At 59.6% G+C, this 18,231-nt stretch carries 13 protein-coding genes and 1 pseudogene; 6 read left to right on the top strand and 8 right to left on the bottom strand.

Annotated elements, in window-relative coordinates:
* Positions 1 to 66 precede the first annotated feature (66 nt).
* Complete coding sequence (locus FHT79_RS12015) at positions 67 to 1,155, top strand: citrate synthase/methylcitrate synthase (protein WP_097594462.1); 1,089 nt, start codon at positions 67 to 69, stop codon at positions 1,153 to 1,155.
* 70 nt (positions 1,156 to 1,225) lie between these two features.
* Here the strand turns inward: FHT79_RS12015 and FHT79_RS12010 are convergent, their stop codons facing one another.
* From FHT79_RS12010 to FHT79_RS11995, 4 genes are all read right to left on the bottom strand, one after another.
* The gene (locus FHT79_RS12010; RefSeq protein WP_047615254.1) at positions 1,226 to 2,854 is read right to left on the bottom strand and encodes a CTP synthase; all 1,629 of its coding nucleotides are present in this window, start codon (positions 2,852 to 2,854) and stop codon (positions 1,226 to 1,228) included.
* A 143-nt stretch (positions 2,855 to 2,997) separates the two neighbouring features.
* Positions 2,998 to 3,501, bottom strand: coding sequence for a preprotein translocase subunit SecG (gene secG, locus FHT79_RS12005; RefSeq protein ID WP_097594461.1), 504 nt, complete (start codon positions 3,499 to 3,501; stop codon positions 2,998 to 3,000).
* 139 nt (positions 3,502 to 3,640) lie between these two features.
* Entirely contained in the window at positions 3,641 to 4,411 is a 771-nt protein-coding gene (tpiA, locus tag FHT79_RS12000; protein ID WP_048338709.1) for a triose-phosphate isomerase, read from the bottom strand.
* Positions 4,412 to 4,537: 126 nt separating this feature from the next.
* Positions 4,538 to 5,434: a phospholipase gene (locus tag FHT79_RS11995; protein ID WP_097594460.1), complete on the bottom strand. Its 897-nt coding sequence runs from the start codon at positions 5,432 to 5,434 to the stop codon at positions 4,538 to 4,540.
* Between the two features lie 208 nt (positions 5,435 to 5,642).
* Here FHT79_RS11995 and parE point away from each other — a divergent pair, with 208 nt between their 5' ends.
* The 4 genes from parE to FHT79_RS11980 all read left to right on the top strand — a co-directional run bounded on the left by parE (position 5,643) and on the right by FHT79_RS11980 (position 11,499).
* On the top strand, positions 5,643 to 7,760 hold the full coding sequence (gene parE, locus FHT79_RS11990) for a DNA topoisomerase IV subunit B (protein ID WP_183903420.1): 2,118 nt from the start codon (positions 5,643 to 5,645) through the stop codon (positions 7,758 to 7,760).
* Positions 7,761 to 7,901: 141 nt separating this feature from the next.
* Positions 7,902 to 10,400 carry a DEAD/DEAH box helicase gene (locus FHT79_RS11985; protein WP_246714012.1) on the top strand — a complete coding sequence of 833 codons (2,499 nt, stop codon included), beginning with the start codon at positions 7,902 to 7,904 and terminating at the stop codon, positions 10,398 to 10,400.
* Complete coding sequence (locus tag FHT79_RS32115; RefSeq protein WP_246713984.1) at positions 10,397 to 10,840, top strand: hypothetical protein; 444 nt, start codon at positions 10,397 to 10,399, stop codon at positions 10,838 to 10,840. The genes FHT79_RS11985 and FHT79_RS32115 overlap by 4 nt, the downstream gene beginning before the upstream one ends.
* 8 nt (positions 10,841 to 10,848) lie before the next feature.
* Positions 10,849 to 11,499 carry a hypothetical protein gene (locus tag FHT79_RS11980; RefSeq protein WP_183903419.1) on the top strand — a complete coding sequence of 217 codons (651 nt, stop codon included), beginning with the start codon at positions 10,849 to 10,851 and terminating at the stop codon, positions 11,497 to 11,499.
* Between the two features lie 456 nt (positions 11,500 to 11,955).
* On the opposite strand, the gene FHT79_RS11975 is transcribed toward FHT79_RS11980, so the two are convergent.
* Positions 11,956 to 13,893 carry a caspase family protein gene (locus tag FHT79_RS11975; RefSeq protein WP_183903418.1) on the bottom strand — a complete coding sequence of 646 codons (1,938 nt, stop codon included), beginning with the start codon at positions 13,891 to 13,893 and terminating at the stop codon, positions 11,956 to 11,958.
* Positions 13,890 to 14,513 carry a hypothetical protein gene (locus tag FHT79_RS11970; RefSeq protein ID WP_183903417.1) on the bottom strand — a complete coding sequence of 208 codons (624 nt, stop codon included), beginning with the start codon at positions 14,511 to 14,513 and terminating at the stop codon, positions 13,890 to 13,892. The genes FHT79_RS11975 and FHT79_RS11970 overlap by 4 nt, the downstream gene beginning before the upstream one ends.
* A gap of 834 nt (positions 14,514 to 15,347) precedes the next feature.
* Here FHT79_RS11970 and FHT79_RS11965 point away from each other — a divergent pair.
* Positions 15,348 to 16,628, top strand: a complete 1,281-nt coding sequence (locus FHT79_RS11965) for a Shedu anti-phage system protein SduA domain-containing protein (RefSeq protein WP_183903416.1) — start codon at positions 15,348 to 15,350, stop codon at positions 16,626 to 16,628.
* A gap of 44 nt (positions 16,629 to 16,672) precedes the next feature.
* Here FHT79_RS11965 and FHT79_RS32110 read toward each other — a convergent pair.
* Positions 16,673 to 16,825: pseudogene (locus FHT79_RS32110) on the bottom strand (LysR family transcriptional regulator); the annotation flags it as partial.
* A gap of 337 nt (positions 16,826 to 17,162) precedes the next feature.
* Positions 17,163 to 18,224 carry an AAA family ATPase gene (locus FHT79_RS32385; protein WP_348649673.1) on the bottom strand — a complete coding sequence of 354 codons (1,062 nt, stop codon included), beginning with the start codon at positions 18,222 to 18,224 and terminating at the stop codon, positions 17,163 to 17,165.
* Between the last annotated feature and the right edge of the window lie 7 nt (positions 18,225 to 18,231).

The raw sequence follows: 18,231 nt of genomic DNA, 5'->3' as shown, positions 1-18,231 counted from the left end.
ATTTACATCAAGATTGACGTCAATGAGACTAGGTCGGATCATCCGTGGCGTAAAGGAGAAAACAACATGACGAATGGCTTGGAAGATGTCATCGCCGCCGAAACGCAGCTCTCGGATGTCGATGGCGAAGCGGGACGGCTGATCATCCGTGGCGTATCGCTGGATCATCTGGTCGCAGACGGTACCTATGAAGGCGTCGCCGCCCTGTTGCTCGACGGGCTGATGGAACGAAGCTTCGATGAAGCCGAATTGCGCGGCTGGCTCGCCAAAGCGCGAACCGGGGTGTTCGACCATATCAAGGCTGCCGATGCCGCACTGCTCGCCCTGCCTCCGGTCGATGCGATGCGGGCGCTGATCGCCCGGCTGCCCGACGGCGAGGATTTCGATACCGCGCTCAGCCTTCTGGCGGCGCCCGCAGTCTTCCTTCCGGCGGTTCTGCGCATGCAGCGCGGCAAAAAACCGATCGCGCCCGACGCTTCGCTGCCGCAGGCGGCCGATATCCTGCGCATGCTGACCGGAAAATTGCCGAGCAGAGAGCAGACGGCGGCACTCGACGCCTATTTCGTGACGATATCAGACCATGGCCTCAACGCCTCGACCTTCGCATCGCGCGTCATCGCCTCGACACAGGCCGGACTCACCTCGTCCGTGCTCGCAGCACTGAGCGCACTGAAAGGACCACTGCATGGCGGCGCGCCCGGTCCCGTGCTCGACATGCTGGATGCAATCGGAACGGCGGAAAACGCTTACCCGTGGCTCGGCGAAGCGCTCGACCGCGGCGAACGGCTGATGGGCTTCGGCCACCGCATCTATCGTGTCCGCGATCCGCGTGCCGATGCGCTGAAGGGCGCACTGAAGCCGCTGATATCAACCGGACAGGTCAACAGGGCTCGCAGCGCGCTGGCGGAAGCGGTGGAGGCTGCTGCATTGTCGATCCTCAAGGCGCGCAAGCCAAACCGGCCGCTCGACGTTAATGTCGAGTTCTATACCGCGCTGCTGCTCGAAGCCCTCGGCTTTCCGCGTCAAGCCTTCACCGGCGTCTTTGCGATCGGCCGCACCGTCGGCTGGCTGGCGCATGCGCGTGAACAGGCGCTCGACGGCCGGTTGATTCGCCCGCGTTCTGTCTATATCGGGCCGTTGCCGGCCGCGGCTTGAAGGTTGATCCGGCAGAGCATCCGGACCTAATCCAGATCGCGCCTAACCGCGCGATCTGGTGCGACTTTCATCAGACGAGACGGCTCTGTTCCGTCGCCGCTTCGATGAAGCTGGCAAACAGCGGATGCGGGTCGAGCGGCCGGCTCTTCAGTTCCGGGTGATACTGCACGCCGATGAACCAGGGATGATCGGGATATTCGATCGTCTCCGGCAGCACGCCATCCGGCGACATGCCGGAGAAGACGAGGCCGCAGTTCTCCAGCCGGTCCTTGTAGTCGATATTGACCTCATAGCGATGGCGATGACGCTCGGAAATATCGGTCGAGCCATAAATCTCCGAGATCTTCGTGCCCTTCTTCAGCGCCGCCTTGTAGGCGCCAAGGCGCATCGTGCCGCCGAGATCGCCGGCCGCTGTCCGCTTCTGCAGCTCGTTGCCCTTGATCCATTCGGTCATCAGGCCGACCACCGGCTCTTTCGTCGGGCCGAATTCCGTCGAGGATGCGGCCGGCACATCGGCAAGATTGCGCGCCGCCTCGATCACCGCCATCTGCATGCCGAAGCAGATGCCGAAATACGGCACCTTGCGCTCGCGGGCAAAGCGGGCCGCATGGATCTTGCCTTCCGAACCGCGCTCACCGAAGCCGCCCGGCACCAGGATGCCGTGCACCTTTTCGAGATAAGGCGCCGGATCTTCCTTTTCGAAGACCTCGGATTCGATCCATTCGAGCTTGACCTTGACGCGATTGGCGATGCCACCGTGATGCAGCGCCTCGATCAGCGACTTATAGGCATCCTTGAGGCCGGTATATTTGCCGACGATCGCGATCGTTACCTCGCCTTCCGGCGTGCGGATCCGGTTGCAGACCTCTTCCCACTGGTCGAGGCGCGGCTTCGGCGCCGGCTCGATGCCGAATGCGGCGAGCACTTCGTCGTCGAGACCTTCCCGGTGGTAGGCCATCGGCACGTCATAGATGTTGGCGACGTCGAGCGCCTGGATGACGGCGGACGGACGCACGTTGCAGAACAGCGACAGCTTGCGGCGCTCTGCCTCCGGAATTTCGCGGTCGGCGCGCACCAGCAGGATATCGGGATGAATGCCGAGCGCCTGCAGTTCCTTCACCGAATGCTGGGTCGGCTTGGTCTTGAGCTCGCCGGCCGCCGGAATATAGGGCATGAGCGTCAGGTGGACATAGACAGCGGTGCCGCGCGGCAGGTCGTTGCCGAGCTGGCGGATCGCCTCCATGAACGGCATCGCCTCGATATCGCCGACCGTGCCGCCGATCTCGCAGATGACGAAGTCGTAGTCGTCATTGCCCTCGACAACGAAATCCTTGATCTCGTTGGTGACGTGCGGGATGACCTGCACCGTCGCGCCGAGATAGTCGCCGCGCCGTTCCTTGTCGATGATGTTCTTGTAGATGCGGCCGGTGGTGATGTTGTCGGTCTTGGTCGCCGAACGCCCCGTGAAGCGTTCGTAGTGACCGAGGTCGAGATCGGTTTCCGCGCCGTCGTCGGTGACGAAGACCTCGCCGTGCTGGGTCGGGCTCATCGTGCCCGGGTCCACGTTCAGATAGGGATCGAGCTTGCGAAGCCGGACCCGATATCCACGGGCCTGCAGCAACGCTCCGAGAGCCGCGGCCGCAATTCCTTTTCCGAGAGAGGAAACCACGCCGCCAGTGATGAATACGTATCGCGCCATGGGATTCACCGGATACCTTTTCAAAAACGATTCCACCAGCCCAAAAATTCTTTTCCAGAACTTTCGGAGCGTGACGCGGGAATCTGAACAAAAGAAAACCGGCAGACCCGAGGGCCTGCCGGCGGTTTATGTCGAAGACCGGTTTATTGTCCCGTCGGGACACCGGAGGGCTGAGCCGGCGCGGCCGGAACTGCCGGGGTAGTCGTTGCAGGTGCGGTAGCTGCCGGGGCCTGAGTCGCCGGAGCGCCAGTTACGGGAGCTTGAGCGGCGGGAGCCTGCGGTGCGGGCGTCGCAGCCCCGCTGCTCGGAACGCCGTTGCCGGCCGGCTGACTTGCCGGAGCCTGTGCGCCGCCACCGAGCGAATCGAGAATGCCGTTGCCCTGGCCGCTTGTTGCCGGAATGCGGTCGAGAATGTCGCTCGGGCGGCCTTCGTAACGCGTCAGAATGCCGAGGCCGAGCGAAGTCAGGAAGAACAGGGTCGCAAGGATCGCGGTCGTGCGCGTCAGCGCATTAGCCGTGCCGCGGGCCGACATGAAGCCCGAACCGCCGCCGATGCCGAGGCCGCCGCCTTCCGAGCGCTGGATGAGCACGACGCCGACGAGGGCGAGCACGATCATGAGATGGATGACAATCAATACTGTCTGCATGGGTCCAGTCCTGCCCGCCTGGAGACGGACAAAGTTAAGAATTCTGGCGGCTCTTTACATGAGGCTTTGATCTATTCCAAGCCCTTCGGCCCGGAATACGCCCTGGAATAAACGAATAAACCCAGGAATAAACAATGCCTCAGGCGAGCAGCGCCTCATACGCCCGGTAGATGGCGAGGAAGTCTGCCGCTTTCAAGCTCGCCCCGCCGATCAGCGCGCCGTCGACATTGGCGATGCCCATCAGCTCCCCTGCATTGGCCGGCTTGACCGAGCCGCCATAGAGCAGACGCATCTTGCGGCCTTCATCGCCGAAGCGGGCCACAAGCTCTGCCCGCATGAAGGCGTGCGCCTTCTCGACATCGCCTGATGTCGGCGTCACGCCGGTGCCGATCGCCCAGATCGGCTCGTAAGCGATGACGGTGTTCTCGGCGGTGGCGGCGTCCGGAACCGAGCCGGAGAGCTGGCGTTTGATGACATCGAGCGCCTGGCCGGTCCGGCGTTCATCCGCCGTCTCGCCAATGCAGATGATCGCCGTCAGCTCCGCGGCGAAGGCGGCTTCCGCCTTGGCACGGACCAGATGATCCGTCTCGGCATGGTCGGTACGCCGCTCGGAATGGCCGACGATGACATAGGTGCCGAAACAATCGGCAATCATCTCGGCCGAAATGTCGCCGGTATGGGCGCCGGATGGCTTCTGATGGCAGTCCTGAGCGCCGATCGCCAGCGGGCTGTCGGTGCAGAGCGCCGTTGCCACATAGAGCAGCGTGGTCGGCGGGCAGATCAGCGCTTCGACCTTGTCGGCCAGCGGCGAACGAACGCCCTCGGCGATCGCCTTGATCTGATCCAGGGAGGCACGCATGCCATTCATTTTCCAGTTTCCCGCCACAAGCGGGCGCACGTCAGGTGTCATGCCAGCCTTCCAAAATCTGCTTATGCCTTGGGCAATATCAAAAGCGCGCGGCAAAGAAAAGCATCATGCCCTTGACGTAAGGGGAATCTCAGCGGTCCCGCGTATATTTCTGCCGAAAACCAGCCGCTAACTGGCAAGAATCCAATTCAACACCCTACGCCAGTCGATCATCCGGATCGGCGTCCCGTGATTGCCGGTCTGAAACAGTGTGAAGCGCGTCGGATATTTCGCCTTGTGCAGGTTTTCGAACAGCGCCTGCTGGTTGGCGGCGGCGTAGACCGGATCGCGGCTGCCATGGGCAAACCACAGCGGCAGCTTCGCCTTGTAGAAGGCGCTCCTGGTGAAATCAGGGTCAGTGACCCCGCTCATGACAAGCATGCCTTTCAGCCGCTTGACGCTGTCAGCGTCGCGCGCAATGCCCCAGCAGACCTGGCTGCCCATCGAGGCGCAGGAAAGGATGATCGGCCGGCCGGGCGATTGCGCGCCGGCATAACGGATCAGGCCGGCAATTACGGCAACGCCGCTGCTGTCGAAACTCCTGACCGTCGGCGAATAATAAACGCCGCCATTGCCGGCGACCAGGTTCTTCAGCCGATTGAAATTGCCGCCGAAGCTGTAGTCGTTGGCCCCGAGTCGCCGGTCGCCGTCGCGGCCATGGATGAAGATCACCGTGAAGGCGGCATTCCCGGCCGGTCCCACCCTCGTGACATCGAGCATGACGCCATCGAGAGACAGCGTCTCGTCGGCTTGGGCCTTGCGGATGCCGAGCGCCACATATTTCTGCTGCACCCGCTTTTGCGGGATCTGGTCGCGGCCGTTGATATCGCGCATCTCGTCATAGTCGAGGACCTCGAAGGCGCCGTCATCACCCGTCTGCAGCACGGTCTGCTTCGAAAACAGATCGTCCTTGAAGGGCGGCAGCGCATCGGCTGCCTGCGCGCCGACGGCGGAGAGGACGGCTACGGACAAGAAAAACGCCGCAATTGCGGTGATGATGGTGCAATGACTTGTGGACATTCGCATTCGGATGGTTCCTGAAGCCTGCCGCCGCTTGCCATTCCGCGCCCGGCAACGCAAATCATTTGGGAAAAACCCGCCAAGTCAGGCGGTGTCGCGTATAGAGGTGCTTTCTGGCAAAATCTGCCTGATTCGCAAACGTGGCATGAAATGCGGTGATTTTGGGTCGACGGGAATGCCAGACCTAAGACAGGATGAAGATCTGAACGGCTCCATGGACGATAGCAACGACCTTTTTTCCGGAATGCCCCTCTCTGAAAAACGCGAGGAGGCGCAGAAGCCTGCCGCTCTGGCCGAGCGGCCGTCGGTAATTGCTGCGCCCGCCGTCGCTGCACCTTCAACCGCCGGAGCGCCCTCTGCTGGCGGGGCGTCAGCGCGTCCGGCGCCCGCCGCCTCCAACTCGGATGAATACGGTGCCTCGTCGATCCGCGTCCTCGAAGGCCTCGAGCCGGTGCGCATGCGCCCGGGCATGTATATCGGCGGCACAGATGAAAAGGCGCTGCACCACCTGTTTGCCGAAGTCATCGACAATGCGATGGACGAGGCGGTCGCCGGCCACGCCAATTTCATCGAGGTCTATCTTGATCTCGAGGGTTATCTCACCGTCTCCGACAACGGCCGCGGCATCCCGGTCGAGAACCATCCGCAGGTGCCGGGCAAGTCGACGCTCGAAGTCATCATGACCAAGCTGCATGCCGGCGGCAAATTCGACGGCAAGGCCTATGAGACCTCGGGCGGCCTGCACGGCGTCGGCGTCTCCGTCGTCAACGCGCTTTCCGACGACCTCGAGGTCGAAGTGGCGCGTAACCGCAAGCTCTACCGCCAGCGTTTCTCCCGCGGCCTGCCGCAGGGGGGGCTCGAAGAGCTGGGCGACGTCCACAATCGCCGCGGCACCCGCGTGCGCTTCCATCCCGATCCCCAGATCTTTGGGGATCACATGAAGTTCGATGCCGCCCGCGTTTTCCGCATGGCGCGTTCGAAGGCCTATCTGTTCGGCGGCGTCGAAATCCGCTGGAGCTGCGAGCCGGGCGTGCTGCCCGAAGGCTCCGAAGTGCCCGACAAGGCCGTCTTCCACTTCCCCGGCGGCCTGAAGGATTACCTGCAGGCGACGATGGGCAAGGAGTTCACCGTCACCCGCGAGATCTTCGCCGGCAAGACCGAGAAGGTCAGCGGCCACGGCTCGATGGAATGGGCGATCACCTGGTATGGCGGCGATCCGCAGGTGCATTCCTATTGCAACACCATCCCGACTCCCGAAGGCGGCACGCATGAGGCCGGCCTGCGCATCGCGCTGACCAAGGGCCTGAAGGCCTATGCCGAGCTGACGCAGAACAAGCGCGCCGCCCAGATCACCACCGACGACGTGATGATTTCGGCCGTCGGCATGCTGTCGGTCTTCATCCGCGAGCCGGAATTCGTTGGCCAGACCAAGGACAAGCTCGCGACCGTCGAGGCCCAGCGCATCGTCGAGAATGCGCTGCGCGATCCCTTCGACCATTACCTTGCCGACAATCCGAACGAGTCGGCCAAGCTGCTCGACTGGGTGATCGAGCGCGCCGAGGAGCGCCTGCGCCGCCGCAAGGAAAAGGAAGTTAACCGCAAGACGGCGGTGCGCAAATTGCGGCTGCCCGGCAAGCTCGCCGACTGCTCGCAGAACACCGCCGAGGGTGCCGAACTCTTCATCGTCGAGGGTGACTCGGCAGGCGGTTCGGCCAAGCAGGCGCGCAACCGGGCCAACCAGGCCATTCTGCCGTTGCGCGGCAAGATCCTCAACGTGGCCAGCGCCGGTCGCGAAAAACTCGGCGCCAACCAGCAGCTCGCCGATCTCATCCAGGCGCTCGGCTGCGGCACGCGCTCGAAATACCGCGACGAAGACCTGCGCTACGAGCGCATCATCGTCATGACCGATGCCGACGTCGACGGCGCCCATATCGCCTCGCTGCTCATCACCTTCTTCTATCAGGAGATGCCGGAACTGGTGCGCGGCGGCCACCTCTTCCTCGCCGTGCCGCCCCTTTACAAGATCACCCAAGGCTCGAAATCCGCCTATGCCCGCGACGACAACCATCGTGCCGAGCTGATGCAGACGGAATTCAAGGGCAAGGCCAAGGTCGAGATCAGCCGCTTCAAAGGTCTCGGCGAGATGATGCCCGCCCAGCTCAAGGAAACCACCATGGACCCGTCCAAGCGCACCCTGCTCAAGGTGCTGATCGACGAGGTGGATTTCGAAGGCACCCGCAGCGCCGTCGACGATCTGATGGGCACAAAACCGGAAGCCCGCTTCCGCTTCATCCAGGAGCGCGCGGCCTTCGCGGAGAATCTCGATATCTAGATGAGAAACCGAACCAAGTATTGGCCAAAAGGCGTTAGAACTGGCCATTTTGGAAGCTAAAACTGGCCAACACCACATTTGACTATTTCCGGGCGCTGAAAAGTGTCCGGAAAAGGCCTTCAGGAACAAAGGGTGAATGCGATGGCTTTCAGGGGTTTGTTTGTTGGTGTCGACCGCTATCAGTCGCCCGATATCCGTGATTTGTCGTGCGCTGCTCGCGACGCGACCGCGCTCGAAGCTCTCTTCGCCGATACCCTCGCCGGCTCTACCGTTCTCCTGACAGATCAGAATGCGACCCTCTCTCGGATCGAAGCCGAGCTCGAAACGCTCTCCCAGTGCGATCCTGAGGACACCGTCGTGATGGCCTTCTCCGGCCACGGTTCGGAGACCCACGAACTGATCGTCCACGATACCGGCTTCAATAACATCGAGGCCACGTCCCTGCCGCTTAACCGGCTTCAAGAATGGTTCTCGAAGATACCGGCACGCCGCGTGATCTTGTTTCTGGATTGCTGCTTCTCGGGCGGCCTCGGTGCCAAGGTTCTTCAGGTACCGGCCATCCCCCGCAGCTTCGCCTCCACCGAGGTTCGGCTTCAGAAGCTGGCTGGCAATGGCCGCTTGATCTTCACCGCATCCGCGGCATCGGAAGAGGCCTGGGAGTTTTCGAGCCATGGCCACGGGCTCCTTACCTACTACCTTCTGGAGGCGCTGCGGGGACCGGCAGAAATCGTCGAGGGAGGAAGGCTTTCCGTCTTCCAGATGCTGGACTACGTGACCGCAAGGGTGAAGGCCGCCGCCCAAAGCATCGGCAAGAGCCAAAACCCTGCAATGCGCGGTCAGATCGACGGCGGCATTAGCTGGCCCGTCTTCACCCCAGGTGCGCGCTTCCAGGCTGCCTTTCCATCTGCTCGCCCGGCAGCCGTCACCTCGGATATCGGCAGCCTCGCTGATCATGGCTTCCCCGCCGAGATCGTCACTGCATGGGGACAAGCGATCCCCTCACTGAATGACCTCCAGGTTGAGGCAATCAACGAATACGGGATCCTTGATGGGGAGCACCTCCTCGTCTCCGCTCCCACCTCGTCCGGCAAGACCATGGTTGGCGAGCTGGCTGCGCTCCGCCAGGTCGTGGAACGGAAACGTGCGATCTTCCTTCTCCCGCTGAAGGCGCTCGTAGCTGACAAGCGCCGTCATTTCGAAAAGGTCTACGGCGGGTTCGGTCTCCGTATCCTGGAGGCTACCGGCGAAACTGACGATGTGTCGCCGTTGATCCGCGGCAAGTACGACATCGCCCTGCTCACCTACGAAAAGTTCGCGGCTCTAGCGTTGGCCTACCCTCACATCCTGGCTCAGGCGGGTACAATCGTGGTCGACGAAGTCCAGATGATTGCCGACCAGTCGCGTGGCGCCAACCTCGAGTTCATCCTGACCCTGATCAGGATGCGCAGACGCGAAGGCATCGAACCGCAGATAATCGCCCTCTCTGCCGTGATTGGCGATACCGGCGGCTTGGAGACGTGGCTCGGTGGCAGGCTGCTTCGTCGCATCGAACGCCCTGTCCCTTTGCGCGAGGGCGTTCTGAGATACGATGGGTCCTTCCGGTATATTGATCCTGCCGACGGTGCCGAAAAGATCGAGCACGGCGCGGTCGTCCGGATGGGAATGAAAGAAACGGCTCAGGACTGGATCATCCCGCTTCTCAGAAAACTGACGGCATCGGGCGAGCATGTCATCGTCTTCCGTGAAACGAAGAGCGAGTCCCGCAACGTCGGCAACTACCTGGCAGCCCACCTCAGGCTACCGGCGGCAGACGAGGCGGCGAGACGCATGCCGCGGCTCGACCCATCGCAGGCGCATATCGATCTGATTGCCGATCTTCAGCATGGCGTTGCCTTCCACAATGCCGACCTTCAGCCTGCCGAGCGCCAGGTCATTGAAGAGGAATTCCGACGGGAGGGATCCGGGCTTCAGGTCATTTCCGCAACGACCACGCTTGCCATGGGCGTGAACACACCCGCCAATAGCGTGATCATTGCTGGGTTGGAGCATCCGGGGCCAGTTCCCGTGCCCTACACTGTTGCCGAGTACAAGAACCTGGTCGGCCGCGCGGGCCGCTTGGGTTATGCTGACATGGGTACATCCTACCTGATGGCAATCAACCCACGAGAGGAGGATTATCTCTGGCGCCGTTACGTCGTAGGGAAACCCGAAGACTTGACCTCGCGTTTCATCTCCAACGGGACCGATCCGAGGTCTCTCATTGTTCGCGTCCTTGTCGCACTCCCTCGTTCCGCAGCGTCAGGCGTATCGAGCGAAGACATAGTATCGTTCCTCGAAAGCAGCTTCGGCGCGTTTCTCGCCGGACGGAAGCAGGACGGATGGCGTTGGTCGCATGAAGATCTGATGCGCGCGCTTGAAAACCTCGAACGACACCGGCTGATCGAGAAGAGAGCTGACGGTCTCTACGCGCTCGCTCCTCTGGGACGACTTGCTGGAGAAAGCGCTACCGAAGTTGCATCGGTCGTGCGGCTTGTGGGCGCGCTTGCCAGCCTCCCTCCATCGCAAATCACCGATCCCGTACTTCTCACCGTGGTGCAGAACACCGTTGAGCTGGATGAGGTCAATTTTCCGATGCAATGAGCGACATCGAGGTCACGATGGGCCAGCATGGTGGTGCGTTCGGCGGGTCGGCTGGTCCGATCCGTATCGTGTCGTCACGTGCTGCCGATTTGATCGGTGTTGCCGCAAGGGTGGCCGAGATTCTTCATCCCCAGCTCGACCTGTCGGAGCGTGTTCAGAAGCTCGCGGTGCGATTGACCTACGGCGTGCCCGGCACAGTGGTCGATCTCGCGCGGGAGGCCGGAGGGAACCTCACGCGCGGGGAGTATTGCGCGCTGGTCGAAGCCCGGCTTGAAGTTGTAGCGGCTATCGAAAGTGCGTCGGACGCTGATATTCTCCGTGTCCTCGATCAGGATGACGAGAAGCTCTCCATCGTCCGTAAGGCTGCCCAATCGGCGGCAGAACGCAAGTCGAAGGCGGCAGCTACACCCCTGCCCGCCATCCCTCAGTTCGTGGCGTAAGGGATCAAATGAACGAACTCCTGAAACTACCATTTGAAATCCAGATCGTCCTCGTGGCAGGCTACCTGGGCTACAAGCTCACGACGGCGACCAAGAAGGTCGAGCACAAGACCGAAGACTTCCTCCTTCAAGTGCTGGTCTTCGGCACGCTCGGGCGGGTGTTTTCGTACATTGTCGCGCGCCTCGTGATGAAACTGGGATACTGGGCGCCGACGGCGGTGGTGGATACCGACTACAAGAGCGTTGCCATCATCAGCGTGCTCGCCATCGTTGGATCCGTCGGCTTCGCACTCTTGTGGCGCAAGTATCTCGAAAAGTGGGTGAAGGCGTTGATGTCACGCCTGAAGATCTACCACGATGATCACGAGACATCGGCGTTCAGATCCGTTCTTTCGGCGGATACGAGATGGAGCTTTATCCAGGTGCATCTCACTGGCGGCAAGATTCTCGAGAGCTGGCTTAAATTGCCCGAACAGGCGGGCATCCCTACGAAGCCAGTCATCCTGAACGATGACGGGATCGCCCTCTATGTGACCGCGATCCATGGCGCTGACGGAGACAGCCGCGACTGCGATCAGCTAACAACGACGGGCGAGAACATCATCACGTACATCCCGAGGGCCGAAATCAAGCAGATCGATATTGGCTGGAAGAAATGATCAGCGGCGCGGTGGCGGCGGCCTGTCGCCCGAGCCCGTCGTGGCAGGTTGCACCGAACCCTGCTGGCCACCATGTCCACCTGTCGTCTGCGGCTGGACATGAGTAGTTCTTGGGGTTGCACTCTTCTGACTGTAGTCGTTTCCGTTTCCGGACATGTGTCTTCCCTCTCTCTACACGTTACCAGGCGCCTAGCGTCTTGGCGGTGGCGGGCGGTCGCCTTCGCCAGTGGTCAAAGGTTGCGCTGAAGTCTCGCCCGGCGACCTTTCCGGCTGTGCTGGGGTCGTCGTACGGGGTGTCGAGCTTCTGCTCCCATAATTGCTGTCATTACCGGACATCGAAAATCACCTTCGATCAGAGCGTGTCGTGAGGCGGGCCTGAAGCACCTCACGGAAAACGTAGGTAGGCATGGCCTGACTCGCAAGGATGCATATTGGTTTCCCCCAGTTTCGGTCGGATCATGGCTGAACTAATTCCTGGCTGCTGGCCGATCCTGTTGATTGCTTTCCGGCGATAAGGAACCAAGCGACACGATCCGGACGCAGGAGGGAAGCGAGAATACTGGCAATCCGGATCGGTGGAGAGGCTAGTGTTGCGTCGGCATTCAGTCTCTCTTCGATCTTCGACCATTCAGCCACGAGTTCACTGACGCGGAAGACTGTGTGCCCGATATTCAGCGAGAAGTTCGTTCCTTCCTCAATGAGGGCCGCTCCAAACGTGGTGAAATCGTCCGGGATGAAGATGTTGATGTTGGTGTGATCGAATCCCCTCATCGCACCGTCGGCGATATCGGACAGCCCGCACTGATCCATAACCAGAAGCAATGCAGGCAACAGCGTCGTCGGGTTCGCCAGAATGTCTCGGAAGTCATCGTAGCGTCCCTCGGTCACGGCAGTGAGAAATCGCAGCGCATCCTCACCGCTCAGCCTCGGATCAGCGATTCGTCCGCCGCGTTGATGCAACGCCCTGATTAGAAGGCCGGAAATCGCTTCCAACTCTTCCCGGCAATCCAAGACGTCGGCTCCCGCAGCGAACGACACGTAGAAGGCAGCCATCTCGTCGGACACTGGAACGATCGAATTGCCATAGTGCGTCATTATCAGCCGCACGAGATCGGCCGCCTTCGGAGCGATCGTCGCCTCGTTTGCACCGGAGATGGTCTGAATTTGGACAGCGGCGCCGAGCCAACCCAGGATGCTCATGAGGCGCAGCGGGAGAAAGTAGAAGTCCGCAATGCCGCCGTCCTTGGAGAGCAGCGCGTAAGTGCTCTCATTGAACTCGGCCAAGAGTTGGTCTGCCCCCTTGCCGATCGACTCTAAGACCTCGTTGGACAGTTGCATGATGGTATTGGCGCAGTCGGTGCTGGACGCCGACATCGGCAGAAGCGCAACCGCGCACGCCGACTGAAGTCGAGCAACATCAAACCGATCGCCCGTTTCCGCGATGCGAGCGCCAAAGGTTGTAGAGAGACCCAAAACGAATGCGGCCGCGACTGCGGGTTCTGCCTCCAGTTTTTTGCAGACTGGTTGGACGACATCCAGAAACCGCTCGGGGTCGAAATCCCTCGTGAGCGAGAGGTACTGCTCCCAGATTACATCCGACGCTGCCCGGATGTGCTCGTTTCCAGCACCGTCCGAAGCCAAGCCCAGGAAGGTCTCGCTGATGTGCGCGCTGCCTCCAGAGAAGCGCGGGTTCTTAGCGAGTTGAGAGATGCCGAAAAGATTGATCCCCCAGCAGACCGGTGACTGACCCGTCCCCTGCATTGTCCTCGAAACGACTTGCCCCACCTCGACAAGCTCGAGAGATGGGCGCGTCGTCTGCACCAGCGTCTCTCCCTTCAGGCACGCCATGAGCGCGCTCGTGCAATGCCCCGCTCCGCCCGACTCTCCCGCATACTCGTCGGAACCCGATGCGGCCAGGATCGAAATGGCCAGGGATCCGGCCTTGCCAATCACGTGCGGGTTCAGGAGGACACCTATGTCATGGACGACACCGCCTGCGTGGCAGGCGTCGACGATCAGATTGGTGTGATGGATTTTCGCCTCGGTTATCCACGCGAACAACTGCGTCATTGACAGGGCGTTCAGCGACATCCTGCCAATGTCTGTATCCTTCAGGCAGAGAAAATAGGTGTTGTCCTTCACGCCGCCGTGTCCGGCAAAGAAGAGCGTCAGTTCTTCGATCGGCTGGCTGGAGAAGAGTGCGTCTTCGACAGTGGATCGAAGTGTCGCCATGGTTGGCGACAGCAGCAGCTTCGACTGCGCCTTGTCGTATTCACCCCATTCGTCCGTGACGAGGTGTCCGAAGATTGTAGCGGCGTCGTTTTCCGCTCCGGAAAGTGGCTGGAGGGGTGGATTGTTATAGGAGTCGCAACCGATGGCGATCAGCACTCTCAATGAGAATCCCCTTCCCAGGCCGGAGGGAATTTCGCAAGTCGCTCCTTTTCTCGCTCCCTAGCGCGTTCGGACTTCTCGGCCTTCACCTTGTCGACTCGCTCAGTGAACTCCGGCCCCTGCGCCTCGAGATCGGCCATGGTCTTTTCAAAGCCTTCCCGACCCATGTGAAATTGAGGAAGACTAACTTCTCCGTTCTCATCAATTCCAAATTCGATCATCTCCAAGGCGGCTAGGAAAGCCTCGGCCGGAGACCTGTCCGGACCCATGACGACTGTGTTTCCCGACTTCTCGGTGGACTGGCTGATAGTTTGATAGAGCGAGGCCTGGAATTGCGCCATCAGCCCCTCGACCATCCTTGTTCTCGCCTCCACGAACTTTGCAAGGTTGTGGTTGACTACATCATCGAAGCGCGACAGGAGTTCGAAGGAATGCGCCTGCATCTCACCCGCCTCATCGCCGTGCTCAGTCGGCTTTGTCTTCCACATTCGGCCATGCGAAAATTTCTGGGCATTCCTGGGCGAGATGAGTTCATCGCGCCGCTTCTGTAGCTCGGCAGCGACTTGTCTGGTGAACGCCTCGTTGAATTCCCTGATGCGGCTGCGATACTTGAAAGGGGGCACTTTGCCGACTCGTGGTTGCATATGTTGTCACTGCGCATTTAACCACGGCGACCACGCCAGGCAACGGTATGTCGTTTCTCTCAGCTCGGCCAAGTGTGAGGAAGTGTAGTCGGAGCCATACCGCTTGAGCTTCTTCGCTCTCATCAGATCTATGCCCACCTGATCCGCCATGCTCATGTCGCGCTGGGCAGTCTTCAGCCAAGTGCGATATCTTCTCGTGCTCCAACTGGCGGACAGCCATATCTAACAGTTCTTCGAACATCTTCCTCAACGCAGGGCCGCCTCGCGCAACGAGCGCCGCAATAAGAAGTATCCTTGGCTTGCGTCACCGGCGCAAACCGCGTCGTGCCATCGACCGGGATAGCAAGGATTCATTCCTTCCGCGATCCGGAAGCGACTTCACGCGGCGAAGTTGACGCCCTTCCACGTTCTGATGGAAAGTCACAAGCGCGGTCAAGGCAGCGGCTCGCAAACGAAGCGCAGCGGCGTCTGCAGGCTTTCAGTCGAAGCTGGAACTTCACTTGAAAAAGCTCGCGAGCGCAAATGAATTGCCAGCGCTTCTTGCCTCGAAGAAGCTTCGCCGCGAGGCTTCTAGCCTGCGAGACGAGTGCCTATCCGACCGCATTCGATTGCGGAAGCAGGCCTCCGCTATGGCGTGGAGGGTGTGCCCGGGCATCGTGTGAAAGCGACGGTGAAGATGGTGAAGAGTGGGGGTGTTCGACGCGATTTCAGTGTCTTCTCTGCCGAAGCAAAGAATCAACCTCTCCTCTTAACGCTCTCGCGAGGATTGCATGCCAAGTTCCGTGCAGTTCATTTTTGGCGCATCGGGCAGTTATGGTTGACGACAATATTTCAATCGCAGTTGAAGACAAATACGCGATCTTCAAGGTTCATAAGCCGTCGGGCATGCTGATGGACGGGATTGTTGAACAGCTCATCCAATCCTTCGAGCCCCTCAATAAACAATATCGACCGATACTGGATCTCCAGGATCTGGATGATGTGACGTCTGATGTGTGGGAGTTTGTAGAGCACTGGAAGGACGCAGGGGCCCTGGTTGTCGCCGATGAAAGTCAGAAGGGAATCATCGAGAACTGGCCGCGGCGCCTTGGAGAGGTCGCGGTTATCAAGAATGCCCGCAGTTGGAGTTTTACCCAGGTTTCAATGGCACACCTCCGCACCGAAGATGAAATCCTGCTTTATAATCTGCAGGATGAAGTCCAAAAAATTGTAGAGATGGCAGGCCGGGCACCGCCGACAGAAGAGGAATGGTTCTACGCGAGCCAAGATCCTGCCATCAAAGACATTTTTGGCAATTTCGATCAGTTTCGAATGCACTTTGCTACGACGGCGCAAAATTCCAAATACGTCTTCGATAACATCGCAAGTCCTGCAATCGTCGGGCCTCGGTATTTGAAACGCCTGTTCACCGAGTTGGGAAGGCAGTCTTCTACGGTGCAATTGGGTCTCTTTTTCAACAACGGCTCCGCGGATGTATCGGCGTTCCATAGCAATGCTATCTTCAATGTTGATACAAATTTGGGAGCATTGCCGTTCAAGCCGTCTATTGCGGCCACGCAAACCCAGAAGCTGTTCCAGCCCGAACTGCAGCAGTTCAGTAACATGATCTCCGATCCGAACGTACAGGAACGTCACTTTCAGAAATTCTTTGAGCGAAACGACAAGTTCCTCAAGTTTCTTGGATATAGGCAAATCTCGGCGCAGGTGGTGCTCGAACGGGATAACGCTTCAAATCTGAGGCCAGATTTCATGGCACTGCCCACCACAGGCGACTTCTGGGATATCATCGACATCAAACTTCCTCAGGTAGAGCTGTACGCGGGCGGGCAAGACCGCATGCGCTTCACGCACGACGTCGCCGATCTTTGTGCCCAGTTGCGGGAATACAGCGCGTATTTTGAAGATCCGCGGTGCCGAGAGAGGGTCAAACAGAGATACGGCATCGAGTCATATCGCCCGCGTCTGATCGGGATCATCGGAAACAAGCCGCAGGTCGATCCACTCCAAGCCAGACGGCTGCACTCTGAGGTGAATTGCGAGATTTTGACGTTCGACAGTTTGTTCAATCTTGCTTGCAAAAGCCTCTTGATTTGATCCCACTCTGCCGTCACTGCCAAAGGCGGTTCTCACGAAGAGCCTTAGGCCGCGAGGATTCCCACATGCTTGCTCGCGGTCATGTTGGCAACGATCTCAAGCAAGACTGCCCTAGCGGCTAGAGCGGGCTCTGACAGAGGCAAATGATCCGACACGCAAAGAGAGACTGTGGCGTCGATGCCCGGACGCGTTGCACTTGGACTATGGCTGTTTGCATGTCGCGCGCCATGCACCGACGAGATCATCTTGTCCGACGCTCTTCGCTCGACGGTCGGGGTAAGAGACAGAGGTATGTCCACGGCGACAAGGTCAATTCTTCCGCCGAGTTTCTCGTTTGCGGCAGCGATCAATGATGCCGCGTCCGGCGCGGATCCACGATGACGAACGATGGGATCGGCGTCTCTGCCCTCCCGCAGGAACGCGGCATATGGGGAAGCGTCTCCACCACCCGCCAGCCGTCCCCGACTTCGTGTATGAGCGAAACGCCGCTCGGTTCCCGCGCTGTCCATGCGGCGTCGATGCCGAGGACCGATCTCAAGGTGGATCCCCATGTGCAACCGGCAGCACGCCAGACGCCTCCAGCATTTCCGTCGCAATCGCAACCGTTTCAGCGGGTATTTCGTTCTCGGTTGCAGGCACAGGCCCGAGCATCATCTCGTAGTGCGCGCCATGCCCAGTCGCGTAGAAAATCCGCCTGAAGACTGAGAGGTATTTATCGACGGTTGTCTCGTCGAGGCTGACATAAAGCTCGTCGCTGAAATTGTGCGACCCGTCGTTGGTCCAGGAGAACAGCGATGCGCATATCTGCTGATCGCGGCCATCGAATTTGGCAATGATCGAGTCCTTGTCCATGTTGCCCAAGATTGTGAAGTAGTGTTCCAGGATCCGACGCAGCACGTTCTGTATCGTGAGAGCTGGACGATTGGGATTCCGAACCTCTTCCCAAAGCAATTCGTACGATGTGCGAATAGGATTGCTAGGATATCCAAGGATAGCACTTCCATCTTTTGTTTTCCGGACAATCCAGAACGTCTCGTGCGAACGCTTTTCAGCCTTCCGATCGGGGTCGAAAGTGACCTCCTTATGGAAGTAGATGTTGTGGGTCAGGACAAATACCTGCTTGATCCTGCCTGTTCCGGAACACGCCTCGGCCAGCACCCGCTTTATGAGCGCACTGACGATAAATAGGACGTCACTGTCGAGACTGGAAACCGGATCATCAAATACCACTATCCGGTCGCCGCTGACGCCAGTAGCGGTCATGTTTCCACGTATCAGATGGTAGAAATATAGAAACGAGATGAAGCTTCGCTCTCCCTCGCTCAACGTGCTCCGAGCATTCGATCCGTCGTCTCTGACGATCGCATAGGATTCGTTCCTTTCTCCGGCGGTAGCAAGCCGGAAGCTTGTGAAGCCGAACGACGCAAGGATCCCGTTGATTTCGATCACAGTGGGTTGGACGCTCGTTACGCTCGCTTCGAGGTCGGCCAGCGCTTTTTCTGCCAAAGCTAAATCCGTAGCCTTAGTCTTCAATCCATTCGATATGCCTTCGATCGCCTTGTCCAAGTTGGCTTTGTTGGAAACGAACTCATCAATCGCCGAT

Source organism: Rhizobium sp. BK212 (genome assembly GCF_014197475.1).
Lineage (GTDB): Bacteria > Pseudomonadota > Alphaproteobacteria > Rhizobiales > Rhizobiaceae > Rhizobium > Rhizobium anhuiense.
This window is presented reverse-complemented; position numbering and strand designations above follow the sequence as displayed.

Coding starts and splice junctions, on each gene's coding strand:
- FHT79_RS11995 (WP_097594460.1), bottom strand. CDS start 5,434: ATGCGAATGTCCACAAGTCATTGCACCATCATCACCGCAATTGCGGCG.
- FHT79_RS11980 (WP_183903419.1), top strand. CDS start 10,849: ATGAACGAACTCCTGAAACTACCATTTGAAATCCAGATCGTCCTCGTG.
- FHT79_RS11965 (WP_183903416.1), top strand. CDS start 15,348: ATGGTTGACGACAATATTTCAATCGCAGTTGAAGACAAATACGCGATC.
- secG (WP_097594461.1), bottom strand. CDS start 3,501: ATGCAGACAGTATTGATTGTCATCCATCTCATGATCGTGCTCGCCCTC.
- FHT79_RS11985 (WP_246714012.1), top strand. CDS start 7,902: ATGGCTTTCAGGGGTTTGTTTGTTGGTGTCGACCGCTATCAGTCGCCC.
- parE (WP_183903420.1), top strand. CDS start 5,643: ATGGACGATAGCAACGACCTTTTTTCCGGAATGCCCCTCTCTGAAAAA.
- FHT79_RS12015 (WP_097594462.1), top strand. CDS start 67: ATGACGAATGGCTTGGAAGATGTCATCGCCGCCGAAACGCAGCTCTCG.
- tpiA (WP_048338709.1), bottom strand. CDS start 4,411: ATGACACCTGACGTGCGCCCGCTTGTGGCGGGAAACTGGAAAATGAAT.
- FHT79_RS12010 (WP_047615254.1), bottom strand. CDS start 2,854: ATGGCGCGATACGTATTCATCACTGGCGGCGTGGTTTCCTCTCTCGGA.
- FHT79_RS32115 (WP_246713984.1), top strand. CDS start 10,397: ATGAGCGACATCGAGGTCACGATGGGCCAGCATGGTGGTGCGTTCGGC.